The organism is Spirosoma endbachense (assembly GCF_010233585.1).
In the GTDB taxonomy this organism is placed as follows: Bacteria; Bacteroidota; Bacteroidia; order Cytophagales; family Spirosomataceae; genus Spirosoma; species Spirosoma endbachense.
Genome location: NZ_CP045997.1, coordinates 569,099 through 581,746 on the forward strand (window position 1 = coordinate 569,099; position 12,648 = coordinate 581,746).

The following is a 12,648-nucleotide window of genomic DNA, read 5'->3' on the forward strand; positions in this document are numbered from 1 at the left end:
TTTTTTATTGTTCGGAAAACGGTAGCATCGTTTGATAACATCGGTGATTCGGTGCTGGTCTGCACGCCAAAAGTTGCGCTCAAATCCGGATTTGAGACGATTTATTGGGTATTTTCTGGCTGATTTGGGGCAAAAACACGGAACGAACCATGAAAAAATGTTTCTGGCTATTCCTGATCCTGATCAGGTCGACGGCAACGCTCAACGCACAGCAGGCTACAGCTGCTTCCCAATCCACGGCCGACAAGCTGGATGAATACCTGACAGCAGCCAGTCTGCAGCACCGGTTCAACGGGACAGCGCTCGTTGCCCGAAACGGAAAAATTCTCCTTCAGAAAGGCTACGGCTGGAACAATGTGGCCGCAAAAATTCAGAACGATACCAACAGCATCTATCAACTCGGGTCGATCACGAAACCATTCACGGGGGCCGCGATTCTGCGCTTACAGGATGAAGGAAAACTTTCCGTAAAGGATAAGTTGAGTAAACACCTGCCCGATTATCCCAGGGCCGATCAGATTAGCCTGGAGCAGTTATTCATCCATACATCGGGCATTTACGATTTTAAAAACCTGCTGTACAGTCCCGACAGCACCGAACGCGCCCGTCTGACCCGGCCCGTCACGAAAGAATGGCTGGTCCGGCAGTTCAGTCAAAAGCCGTTGACCGGCAAACCAGGGGCCGCCGTGAACTACACCAACTCGGGCTATTATCTGCTGGGCCTGGTGGTCGAGAAAGTAACAGGCCAGCCTTTTGAAACCGTCGTTCGGGAGCGGTTTCTCCGTCCCCTCCAGCTTACCCATACCGGATTTGATTTTATTAATCTGAAAAACGGGAACAAAACAACGGGCTACACCTTCCAGAATGATTCGGTGCTGGTGCCTACGCCGATCATCGACTCGACCGTGGCCTATGCGGCTGGGGGAATGTATAGCACTGTGGGCGATTTATACCGCTGGTCGCGCGTGGTCCAGAACCGGCGGTTGCTCAAACCCGACACCTGGGAGTCGGCACTGACGCCCCACAACAACGGAAACTGGGGGTACGGCTGGGGCGTATCTACGTTTCAGAACGACACGAAGCTGATTTTCCAGAACGGAAATCTACCCGGTTTTGCCACCTACTACATTCAGTTTCCTCAGGATGATATCACCCTTATTCTCCTCAGCAACATCGACGATGCCTCTGATATAACCTCTCCGGAACCAACCGTCAGAGACCTCATCAATATCGTTTATGATCTCCCCTATCAGCTCCCCAAAAACCGAAAAATCGTGTCCGTCGGTCAACCCGTACTCACGCAGTATATCGGTCGTTACCGGCATTCCGACGACCGAATCATGACAATAACCCAGGAATCGGGTAAGCTTTTTCTCCAGATCACGGGCCAGCCCCGCTTTGAAGTTATCCGGAGAGTGACACCGATTTCTTCCTCAAAGTAGTGGATGCCCAGCTATCTTTCCATAAAAACGAAGCCGGCCAGGTCGCTCAGGTCGTTGTTCGTCAGGGTGGACGTGATTACGCGTGGAAACGACTATAAAACCGCCTGGTTACCGACTAATCGTTCTCTACTTGAAAAGTAGAATTAATAGGCCAGCGAGTTTTGGTAACCATTGGCGTTCTCCTGCCGATGTCTTTTTATGAAAACGAATGGACCCGCTCCGGCTGTATCGGACCTGTTGCTCTGGCAACTGATAAAAAACAGCAACGAGTCAGGCTTACGAAAACTCGTTGAGAAGTATTTCAATGCCTTACAGAACTACGGCTACAAATTTGTGCGGGACGAGGACTTTGTGAAAGACTGCGTTCAGGAAGTCTTTATCGACATCTGGAGCCGCCGGGATCGCATTAGTTCACCAGACAGTGTCCGGGCTTATCTCCTTAGCTCCGTCCGCAAACGGGTGCTGCGGGAAGGGTACCGGCAACGGATCAATCGGGATGATGAACCGACCGACCTGGAGAATGACCTGAGCTTTGTCGAATTTTCGCCAGAATGGTCACTCATTGAACAGGAAAGCCTGGTTGAGACGACCCAGCGCATTTCGGCCTCGCTCAACCAGTTACCCAAACGCCAGCGGGAAGTCATTTACCTCCGCTATTACCAGAACCTGGAACGCGACGAAATTGCCGACATCATGGGTGTGAATCCGCAGTCGGTTTCGAACCTGCTACAGGCCGCCTTTAAGACATTTCGGGAAAACTGGGTGGGCTTTCTGATTCTTACGCAATTGGTCGACCGCATCGCTTTCTAAAAAAACAGCCTCAAAAACAGGTATTTGACAACATATTGGCTATCTATGGGTAGCACTCACGCCAAACACAGATGAAGCATACCGATTATCGTGACTATAGTGTTGATGATCTGACGCGGGACGACTACTTCCGGCATTGGGTAATCAATCACAACCGACAGAGTGAGGCATTCTGGCTGGAGTGGCTGGATCAAAACCCCGATTGTGCCGACAAGGTGCAGCTGGCCAGGGCCTTTTTGCAGGCCCTGGCCGAAAAAGATACTGCCCTGGCTCCCCCGGAACTCGACCACATCATGGCGAACATCCTCCAGGCGGGCGAGCCGACGGTGGTTCCGCTCTGGCGCAGGGCGGCATTCCGGGTGGCGGCTTCGGTTCTGGTTCTGCTCGGCCTGGGGTTTGTCGCATTCCGATACATCAGCCAACAGGCCGATCCGGTGAGTGCCTCCCTGGCAGAGCTTAGTCCGACGCTGGCCAGCGCGTCCATTGAAATGGTCAATACCACCAGCCACCCCCAGACGATCCGGCTCCAGGACAGCAGTACCGTATTGCTGTACCCCAGGGCAAAACTTCGCTATTCGAAACGGATCGACCCCGACCGGCGGGAAGTGTACCTGAGCGGTAAAGCGTTCTTTTCCATTACTAAAAACCCGAAAAAACCCTTCTGGGTCTACACCGATCAGATTTCGACCCAGGTATTGGGGACGAGTTTTCTGGTGAACAGTACGGCCAGCGACGCGAAAGTTGAAGTACGAACAGGCCGGGTGTCGGTCTACATGCGAACTGATGTCCGCCGGGACCGGCTGGCCGGAAAAAATGAATCCGCAGGCATGGTACTGACGCCAAACCAGCAGGTTGCGTTTTCGAGCATCGACAAACGCCTGGTCAAATCGGTCGTCGAACAGCCGGTTACGCTGAATGAATCGCCATCGAATGACTATATTTTTGATGAAGCGCCCATCAGCCAGGTATTTGAGCTGCTCGAACGGAATTACGGGTTAACGTTCATTTACGATGCCCCCAGCCTGAAAGAATGCTACCTGACGGCGAATCTGGCCAACGAATCGCTGTTTGATAAATTGAACCTGATCTGTAAAATCACCCGCTCATCGTATGAACTGGTCGACGGGCAAATCGTTATTCATAGCCAGGGATGTGACAATAAATAGGTGTATCTGCCAACCAGTATCGGTACACTAAAAATTATTCTCGAAAAAATTACAAATAAATACAGTATCTGCGTACGCTTGCCGCTATCCATGAGCAAACCCCTACTCTCTCATGGATAAACACGATACTAACCGTTTCTCCTGCCGGACGCTCATGAAACTATCGGTTATTCAGCTCCTGATGACCATCCTGTTTGTGGGTGCGACCTATGCGCATCATGCACATGGGCAGGAAATTCTTGATCAGCGAATAACCCTCAAAACGGAGACGACCAACCTCAGGCGGGCCCTGCTGACGCTCGAACGAACAACCCATGTGCTGTTTGTCTACAACCCCAGGGAAATTCAGATCAACCAAAAAGTAACCCTGGACGCCCGGTATGTGACGTTGAAAGAGGCCCTTACGGAATTGCTGACACCCCTGCACATTCAGTACGAAGTCTCCGGAAAACAAATCATCCTGTTTCGGAAGGACGAAACGGACACGAAAACAATCCCCAGTCTGATCTTTCCCCTGCCGATGCTGGCCGATCTGCCCATCAGTGGAACGGTCACGGACGAAAAGGGAGAAGGCTTGCCGGGCGTCAGTGTGCTGGTAAAAGGGACACAGCGGGGTACGTCCACGAACACGGACGGAAACTTTCAGATTGCCGTTCCGAACGAAGCCGCTGTGCTGGTTTTTAGCTTTGTCGGTTTTCAGCCGCAGGAAATCGAGGTGGGTAAGCGGGCAACCCTGAACGTCTCCCTCAAGACCGATAATAAGAACCTCGATGAGGTGGTCGTCGTTGGGTATGGTACCGTAAAAAAGTCGGACCTGACCGGTGCGGTTGCCAAAGTTGGTGAAGCGAACATCAAAGCCACACCCATCCCTTCCCTCGACCGGGCTATGCAGGGGCGGGCCGCGGGTGTACAGGTCGTGACCAATTCGGCCCGGCCCGGTGGAAGCGCTACGATCCGGATCCGGGGATCAGGGTCGGTCAATGCCAGCAATGACCCCCTCTACGTGATCGACGGTTTTCCAACCGGCAACCTGAATTCGATCAACTCCGACGATATCGAATCCATTGAAGTACTGAAAGATGCCTCGGCAACCGCCATCTACGGCTCCCGAGGGTCGAACGGGGTGGTTCTGGTTACAACGAAACGGGGCAAGGCCGGGAAGGCCGTCATCAGCTACGATGGCTACTACGGTGTTCAAACCGTTCGGCATACGATTCCCCTGCTCAATGCCCGGCAATTTGCCGATTTCGTGAACGAAGCCCGCGTCAATGGGGGTGCCAAACCTTTTTTCGACGGGTCCACCCCCGACCAGCCCCTTCCTTCGGCGCTTGGTGAAGGTACCGACTGGCAACAGCAGATTTTCCAATCGGCACCCATCCAGAATCACCAGCTTTCGGCCTCAGGAGGGTCCGAAAAATCGCGTTATGCCGTTTCGTTTGGGTATTACAACCAACAGGGCATTATCCTCAACTCGAACTTTAAACGCTATACCCTGCGCGCCAACCTCGACAACAACCTGACCTCCCGGCTGAAAGTCGGGCTGACCACGCAGGGGGCCTATACCACCGGCAACAACGCCAAAACGGATGTCGACGGTAATGGTGGTGGGGGGGTAACGAGTTCGGCGCTGAGTTATGCGCCCACGTTTCCGACCTACAATCCCGACGGTAGCTATTACAAAAATACGGGCGCTCTCAACGGCTATGGGGTCGATAACCCGCTGGCCGTCGCCAATGAGATCACGAACCCAAGCTCGACCATGCGGTTGCTGGCCAACGCCTACCTCGATTATACGATCATCGACGGCCTGAACTTCCGGACCAGTTTCGGGGCTGATCTTCAGAACACCAAATCCAACAGTTACCAGACCCGGCTATCGCTGGCGGGTTCCAGCCTGGGCGGTGGGGCCAGTATCGAAACGGCTCAAAGCATCGGCTGGCTGAATGAGAACACCCTGAATTACACCCGGCAACTGACGCCCCGGCATAGCCTGAACGCCTTACTTGGCTACACGATCCAGGGGCTGACAACGGAAGGCGTAATCACCAGAGCCAACACCTTTAACGATGATTTTGCCCTGTTCAACAACCTCGGAGCCGGGTCGACCCTGGTAGCCCCAACATCGTCGGCCAGCGACTGGCGGTTGATATCGTACCTCGCCCGGATCAACTATGGCTTCGATGATCGGTTTCTGCTGACGCTGACCGGTCGACGCGATGGGTCCAGCCGGTTCGGCCCGAATCAGAAATTCGGTTTCTTTCCATCGGGCGCGCTGGCCTGGAAACTCGCCAATGAGAAATGGATGAAGAATCTGACGGTCGTTTCGGATGCCAAGCTGCGACTCAGCTACGGGCTATCGGGCAACCAGGAAATTGGCAACTATCGCTACCTGGCCAATATCAGCTCGACCTCATACATTCTGGGTGGTGCCCTGAACTCCGGTGCGACAACCTCCGGCGTGGCCAACCCGGATCTGCGCTGGGAACGAAATGCGCAGTTTGATGCCGGTCTTGATGTGGGTCTGTTCAACAACCGGGTTCAGCTGACAGCCGATTACTACATCAAAACAACGTCGGATCTTCTCTTCAACGTCGGCATTCCCACCTCGTCGGGATTTTCCAATACCCTCAAGAATATTGGCAGTGTGGAGAACAAAGGACTTGAACTGTCCCTGAATACGATCAACATCGATAAAGGGGGCTTTCGCTGGACGTCGGAGTTCAACATCACCTTCAACCGGAATAAAATATTGACCCTCGATGGCCGCCAGCAATTCACAACGGGGACCGATGCGGTTATTTTTGCCACCAGTATCAACCCGATTCTGCTCAAGGTCGGCAGTCCGCTGGGTAATTTTTACGGCCGTGTGGCCGACGGTATTTTTCAGAGCCAGGCCGAAATCGACGCGTCAGCGCAGAAAACAGCCCGGCCCGGTGACCTTCGCTACAAGGATCTCAATGGCGACGGCGTCATCAACGATAATGACCGCGACATCATTGGCAATGCGAACCCCAAGCTCTTTGGTGGGTTCAACAATACCTTTTCGTTTAAGGGTTTCGACCTGAACATCTTCGTGCAGGGCAATTCGGGCAATCAGATCCTGAATTACGGCACCTTCGATCTGCTGAATCTAACGGGAGGTAATAACCAGTCGGCCAGGGCGCTGGATCGCTGGACGCCCACGAATCCAAGCAATACGATTCCACGGGCGAACAGTGCCGGTGGTTCACGGATTCTGTCGAGTTTTCAGGTGGAAGATGGCGCTTACCTGCGGGTCAAGAACATCTCGCTCGGCTATACTCTTCCCAAAGCTGTACTGACCCGGCTGGCGATCAGTTCGGCCAAGATTTACGTAACGGCTCAAAACTGGCTTACGTTTACCAACTACACAGGCTATGATCCCGAAGTAAATCGCTACGGCAGTTCATCCCTGAGTCAGGGGCTCGATTATGGCGGTTATCCGGCAGCCAAAACCTTACTGGTTGGCTTAAACTTAAAGTTCTAACCCCATCAAAGCCATGAAATTCAAGCATATAGCCCCGTTTATGGTGCTCGTTCTGGCGGCTTGTGAAAAGCAGCTGGATCTGTCGCCGGTTACGAACCTCACCAATGTCACCTATTACAAAACAGCCGACGATGCCAAAGCGGCTCTGGGGGCCTGTTATTCGCAGATTGGCGGCACCGATCCATTTCTGGACCTCGCGACCAGCGATGATGGCGTCCCGTTCCTGACCGGTTCGGCCGACCGGCCGCTGCTCTGGCGCTACAACATTACCCCGTCGAACACCTTCATTTCGAATTATGCCGGAGCCTATTCGGGTATCAACCGATCGAACATTGTACTTGGCCGATTGCCGGGCATTTCGATGGATGAGAGCCTGAAAAAACGGTACATCGCCGAGGCAAAATTTCTGCGGGCACTCCATTACTTTAACCTCGTCCGGCTCTACGGCGACGTACCCATCGTGACGACAGAAACAACCTCGCTGGATGGCCTGGCCGTATCGCGTGATCCGGCGGATAAGGTGTATGAACTGATCGAAGCGGATCTGAAAGAAGCCGAAAGCGTTTTACCGAAAACCTACCCGGCCAGTGAGTCGGGGCGGGCTACGCAGGGGGCCGCCAAGGGCATGCTCGCCCGCGTCTATCTGACCCGAGCGGGCACCACGGCCGGTTCGCCCTACTGGGCACAGGCGGCTGCCAAAGCCAAAGAAGTCATGGATCTGGGCGTGTATGATCTCTATGCCAATTTCGCCGACGCCTTTGCCATCTCGGCGCGGGGTGGGAAAGAGAACATTTTCGAGATCCAGAATCTGACGGATGTAAAAGGGCACACCTTAGGCCGGGGGTATGGCGTGCGCTCTGCCCCCATTTATCCGGGAACGGGTTCCGGCATTGCCCGCCCCTCCCCGAGTCTGTTCAATCTCTATTCGGATAAAGACACACGGAAAGCCGTCACCTTCCTGACGTCGTATGTCTACAATGGGGTGACCACGACGCTGTCCAGTACCGACCCCGATTTCACCAAAGCCATCGCCTTTCAGAAGCTGTGGGATAAACCGGCTAAAACCCTCGAAGGGACCAGCATCCCCATTCTTCGCTATTCGGACGTGCTGCTGATGTATGCGGAAGCCACGAATGAGGCCAGCAATGGCCCGACGACGGATGCCTACGCAGCGCTGAACAAGGTTCGGACCCGGGCGGGGCTTACTGCACTCTCGGGGCTGCCGTACGCGCAATTCAAAGAAGCGGTCTGGCTCGAACGCCGGCTGGAACTGACCTTTGAAAACAGCCGGCGCTTCGATTTAATCCGAACGGGCCGGTTGCTCGATGCCGTGAAGGCCGAGAATAGTTTTGCCCGCAATGCCACCATTCAACCCTTTCACGTGCTGATGCCTATTCCACAAACGGATATGGATGCCAATCCGAATCTAAAACAAAATCCAGGCTATTAAAGGCTCAGCGCCATGCCACCACAGCCGCGGACGGTGATTAGTTGATCCATCAGTAGTAACCACCGGCTGCGGTAGCACGGCGCTGAGCGAAAGCCCTAAATGCGTAAGCAACATTCCGAAGATTACGACAAACCGTTATCACCACGCTCTTTTATGACAAACCGCCGAGAGTTTCTTAAACAAACGCCCGCCCTGATCGGACTCCTGACGGGCATTCCGGCACTGGCCCAATCAACCACAACCGGGCTGGCCGCTAAAAAATCCATCATTCTTCGCTCGTCCTGGCAAACGGTCAACATCGGCGATATTGGGCATACGCCCGGTGTATTGACGCTGCTGGAAAAATACCTGCCGGATGTGCAGGTACGATTATGGCCATCCAGCGTCGACAATGGGGTTGATGCGTTATTACGTCGGCGGTTTCCGAATGTACCGATCATCAAAACACCCGATGAGATTGCCCTGGCCTTCAGGGAATGTGTCTTTCTGTTGCATGGGTCCGGGCCTTCGCTGGTTGCCCGCAAGGATGTGGAGCGCTGGCACAACGAAACGGGGAAGCCCTTCGGTATTTACGGCATTACGTTCCCCGGTGTCTACAGCCCTGATCCCAAAGCGGTCATTACGGCTAATCCGCTCGATGTTGACCTACTGAACAAAGCCAGCTTCGCCCTCTTCCGGGACTCAATTTCACTGGATTTTGCCAAAGCCAATGGGGTAAACAATGCCATCATGGAATTTTGCCCCGATGGGGCTTTTGCCGTGGATTTGCGCAATGACCAGGCAGCAACTGCCTTTATGAAGGAACACGGGCTGGAAGAAGGCAAGTTTCTGTGCGTTATTCCCCGCACCCGTTTTACGCCCTACTGGGAGATTCCCAGCAAAAAAACGCCCTTTGATGAGACAAGAAATGCCCGAAATCAGGCGATGAAAGAACATGACAACGCTCCGCTTCGGGAAGCGATCATTGCCATTGTCCGTCAAACACCGATGAAAATTCTGATTTGCCCGGAAGACGAAACGCAGGTAAAACTGGGAAAAGAAATTCTGCTGGACAAATTGCCCGACGATGTCAAACCCAAAGTCGTCTGGCGCGACCGGTACTGGATTACCGATGAAGCGGTCAGCACATACATCCGCTCGGCGGGCCTGTTCGGGCTGGAAATGCATTCGCCCATCATGTGCATCGGCAATGGGATTCCGGCCATTGTCGGCCGATTTGCCGAGCAAACCAGCAAGGGGGCCATGTGGCGGGATATTGGCCTCGGCGACTGGCTGTTCGATATGGATAATGAGCAGGATGTGGCCCGATATGTTCCGACTGTACTGGCCATGGCCAACGATCCGAAAGCAGCCAAAGCGAAAGCGGCCAAAGGACGAAAATTCGTGGAACAGCGCCAGCGTGAAACAATGGGTCTCCTCAAGAAAAACGTGACGCCACTCTAGCCTATGGCATCAAGACGGGATTTTATAAAGCAATCGGCCCTATCCTCCGCAGTAACGTTATGGCCCGACAAGAACCCCTTGCTCCTCCCAGAGAATCCGCGCGGTTCCCAGAAGGAAAGCCCGGTCATTATTCTGCGCTCCTCGTGGGGCGATGGCAATATTGGCGATCAGGGGCATACCCCTGGCACCATCCGGCTGCTGACGCAATCGGTTCCCAACGCCGAAATTCTCCTGTGGCATACCGACCCGCGCCCCGAAACCGAAAAACTCATCCGTAAAAACTTCCCGAAGGTGACCATCATCCGGGGGAAGTTTTATGAACCGGAAAAACCATTCGAGGGTGAGATCCGGGAAGCCTTTGAGCGAGCCGATCTGTTCCTGTTCAATTCGGGGATGGCCATGAATTTTGGGCTGTATGGCAAAGACTGGGCAGGGAACATGTCTAGCCTGACTCCGTATATCTACTGCGCCGAAAATAACATCCCGTTTGGCATTTACGGCCAGTCATTCGATCGCTTCGATTTTCCGTCCATGTACGCGTATCGAAACGTGCTGAGCCAGGCCGCGTTTGTCTATTGCCGCGATGGCGAGTCGCTTAAATTCCTGAAAGAAAACAAGTTCCGGACGCCCGTGCTTGAGTTCGGGCCGGATGGTTGTTTTGGGATCAATGTGCGCGATGAAGAAAAAGGACTGGCGTATCTGAAAAAGTCGGGGCTCGATAAGCAAACATTTCTGGCCGTTGTGATCCTTACCAATACGCCCTACGCCAACCGGCGATCCAATGCCATCGACCTTATCAAATCGGTTGCTGAGTTACAGGAGCAGGACAACGAGCGGATGGCTAAAATTCGGGTGATGATCACCAGTTGGGTGCGCGATACGGGGCTAAAGGTGCTGCTGGCCCCCGAAGTGACCAAAGAAATCGAAACCGCCAAAAGCTTCCTCTACGATCAGTTACCCGATGATGTAAAAGCAAACGTGGTCTGGCGCGATACGTTCTGGAATGCCGACGAAGCCCTGTCCGTCTACGCCCGGGCGCATACTATTTATGGGATGGAGCCGCATTCACTCATTATGGGACTGACCCTGGGTGTACCCGTTCTACACGCCTGGCCACCCTCACACGGGCGAAAGGCGTGGATGTTCCGCGACATTGGCTTACCCGACTGGCTGTTTCAGGTCGACGAATCGTCAGCCGACGACTGGACGAAGCAACTGCGGTTAATCCATCAGGATTATGCCGGAGCGAAGAAAAAAGTTGCGAAAGCGATGGATTTTGTGCACCACCGGCAAGCCTCAACCATGCAGGTGATCAATAAAGCGATTCAGAATCGGCAAAAAACGAGCCGCCAATGACCGGCTAACTCCTTCTTTACTCTGTTTTTTGTTCAATAGGGTTAATACACACAGAAACCGGGCGGCTGCCCGGTTTCTGTGTGTATTAACCCATCTCAGTTCATGCCCTGTGAACGGCACTTATAATTTTGGCTCCCAGCCTTTTTCATACTCACGACTCCACAGTTTCATGGCGTCCTTATCCTGAATATGGCCATTTTTCGCGTCAACCGCGAATGATTTATTGGTCCGGAAGGCAATGTTTGCCAGGTGGCAGAGCAGCGTACTCCGGGCTCCTTCTTCAATCGTCGAGTTCTGCTTCTCCTTCCCCCGAATAGCCTCGAAGAAATTCTGGATATGTCGGGTGGTCATATCGCCACCACCACCCAGGGCCGTTCCCGCTTCTGAGCCGGTCGCCTTACTATCCTTTATCATTTTGCCGTCGCGGTTAAACAGTTTATACCCGCCCCGATCGACATACACGGTTCCATTGGTCCCGTAAATGATGGTTCCCCGGTCGCTGCCGTATGTTTTATGCCCATTCCGGCTCTTGCCATCCCACTTGATGATTTTGTCACCCGGAAACCGGAACGTCGCATCCATCGTATCATAAACAGCCCAGCCATCTTCGGGGAAATACCGCTTGGCGGCTTCAACGGTCACGTATTCAGGAAATTCTACCTGCAATGCCCAGCGGGCCACGTCTAGTTCGTGGGTGGCGTTATTACCACTTTCGGCCGTTCCGTAGAGCCAGCCGTACCAGTGCCAGTTGTAATCCCAGGTATCGTGTGTGTAGTCGGTGCGGGGAGCTGGCCCCTGAAATAAATCCCAGTCGAGGCCGTCCGGAACGGGTGCTTTCTTCGGAATGGGCACCTCGCCCCGGTTATTGGCATAGAATGCCACGGCTTTATAGGCTTTGCCAATCACCCCGTTGTGGATCTGGTTGACGATGTCGATGGATTCCAGCGCCGAACGTTGCTGATTCCCCATCTGTACGACTTTATTGTATTTTTTCTGAAACTCGACCAGCAGTTCGCCTTCGCGGGGATTCTGACTACAGGGTTTTTCGACGTACACATGCTTTCCTCCCTGGATGGCCAGCCAGGTGCCGGGGGCATGCCAGTGATCGGGCGTGGCATTGATGAGCACATCCACATTTTTGTCGGCGATGACCTTCCGGATGTCGTTTTCCAGCTTCGGTTTGTAGTCGATATGCTTCGAAAACTTCTGAAGTGCCGACTCCCGCTGTTTCTTCATCACATCGCAGAGGTACACCAGTTCGACGTTACTGTTCTTTTTGGAGATCGGTTCGTAATAGGCCTCCAGCCGACGACCCAATCCGGCAATAGCGACGTTCAGCCGCTCGTTGGCCCCAATTATTTTGGCATAGCTCTTGGCAGACATGCCAGTTGCCAATCCGCCAACCGTTAGCCCAGCCGTACTCAGGGCCGCTTTCTTGATAAACTCTCGTCTTGAATTTTCCATTAATTTCAGGTT

The 12,648-nt window shown here is 53.6% G+C and carries 8 protein-coding genes; 7 read left to right on the forward strand and 1 reads right to left on the reverse strand.

The genetic code is table 11. The features are described 5' to 3' along the window. The first annotated feature begins 149 nt into the window (after positions 1-149). From GJR95_RS02210 to GJR95_RS02240, 7 genes are all read left to right on the forward strand, one after another. Positions 150-1,442, forward strand: a complete 1,293-nt coding sequence (locus GJR95_RS02210) for a serine hydrolase (protein WP_162384327.1) — start codon at positions 150-152, stop codon at positions 1,440-1,442. Between the two features lie 198 nt (positions 1,443-1,640). Continuing rightward, positions 1,641-2,252 (forward strand): RNA polymerase sigma factor, encoded by a 612-nt coding sequence (locus tag GJR95_RS02215; RefSeq protein WP_162384328.1) that lies wholly within the window; start codon positions 1,641-1,643, stop codon positions 2,250-2,252. 71 nt (positions 2,253-2,323) lie between these two features. Further along, positions 2,324-3,418 (forward strand): FecR family protein, encoded by a 1,095-nt coding sequence (locus tag GJR95_RS02220; RefSeq protein ID WP_162384329.1) that lies wholly within the window; start codon positions 2,324-2,326, stop codon positions 3,416-3,418. Positions 3,419-3,530: 112 nt separating this feature from the next. Then, positions 3,531-6,923: a TonB-dependent receptor gene (locus GJR95_RS02225; protein WP_232541057.1), complete on the forward strand. Its 3,393-nt coding sequence runs from the start codon at positions 3,531-3,533 to the stop codon at positions 6,921-6,923. A 13-nt stretch (positions 6,924-6,936) separates the two neighbouring features. Beyond that, complete coding sequence (locus GJR95_RS02230; RefSeq protein WP_162384330.1) at positions 6,937-8,373, forward strand: RagB/SusD family nutrient uptake outer membrane protein; 1,437 nt, start codon at positions 6,937-6,939, stop codon at positions 8,371-8,373. A gap of 153 nt (positions 8,374-8,526) precedes the next feature. After that, entirely contained in the window at positions 8,527-9,816 is a 1,290-nt protein-coding gene (locus tag GJR95_RS02235) for a polysaccharide pyruvyl transferase family protein (protein ID WP_162384331.1), read from the forward strand. Positions 9,817-9,819: 3 nt separating this feature from the next. Continuing rightward, positions 9,820-11,172 carry a polysaccharide pyruvyl transferase family protein gene (locus GJR95_RS02240; RefSeq protein WP_162384332.1) on the forward strand — a complete coding sequence of 451 codons (1,353 nt, stop codon included), beginning with the start codon at positions 9,820-9,822 and terminating at the stop codon, positions 11,170-11,172. Between the two features lie 120 nt (positions 11,173-11,292). On the opposite strand, the gene GJR95_RS02245 is transcribed toward GJR95_RS02240, so the two are convergent. After that, complete coding sequence (locus GJR95_RS02245; protein ID WP_162384333.1) at positions 11,293-12,636, reverse strand: Gfo/Idh/MocA family protein; 1,344 nt, start codon at positions 12,634-12,636, stop codon at positions 11,293-11,295. Positions 12,637-12,648: the final 12 nt, after the last annotated feature.

Bases quoted from the DNA above. Each gene is read 5' to 3' on its own strand.
- GJR95_RS02215 (WP_162384328.1), top strand. From the start codon at position 1,641: ATGAAAACGAATGGACCCGCTCCGGCTGTATCGGACCTGTTGCTCTGG.
- GJR95_RS02225 (WP_232541057.1), top strand. From the start codon at position 3,531: ATGGATAAACACGATACTAACCGTTTCTCCTGCCGGACGCTCATGAAA.
- GJR95_RS02240 (WP_162384332.1), top strand. From the start codon at position 9,820: ATGGCATCAAGACGGGATTTTATAAAGCAATCGGCCCTATCCTCCGCA.
- GJR95_RS02235 (WP_162384331.1), top strand. From the start codon at position 8,527: ATGACAAACCGCCGAGAGTTTCTTAAACAAACGCCCGCCCTGATCGGA.
- GJR95_RS02210 (WP_162384327.1), top strand. From the start codon at position 150: ATGAAAAAATGTTTCTGGCTATTCCTGATCCTGATCAGGTCGACGGCA.
- GJR95_RS02230 (WP_162384330.1), top strand. From the start codon at position 6,937: ATGAAATTCAAGCATATAGCCCCGTTTATGGTGCTCGTTCTGGCGGCT.
- GJR95_RS02245 (WP_162384333.1), bottom strand. From the start codon at position 12,636: ATGGAAAATTCAAGACGAGAGTTTATCAAGAAAGCGGCCCTGAGTACG.
- GJR95_RS02220 (WP_162384329.1), top strand. From the start codon at position 2,324: ATGAAGCATACCGATTATCGTGACTATAGTGTTGATGATCTGACGCGG.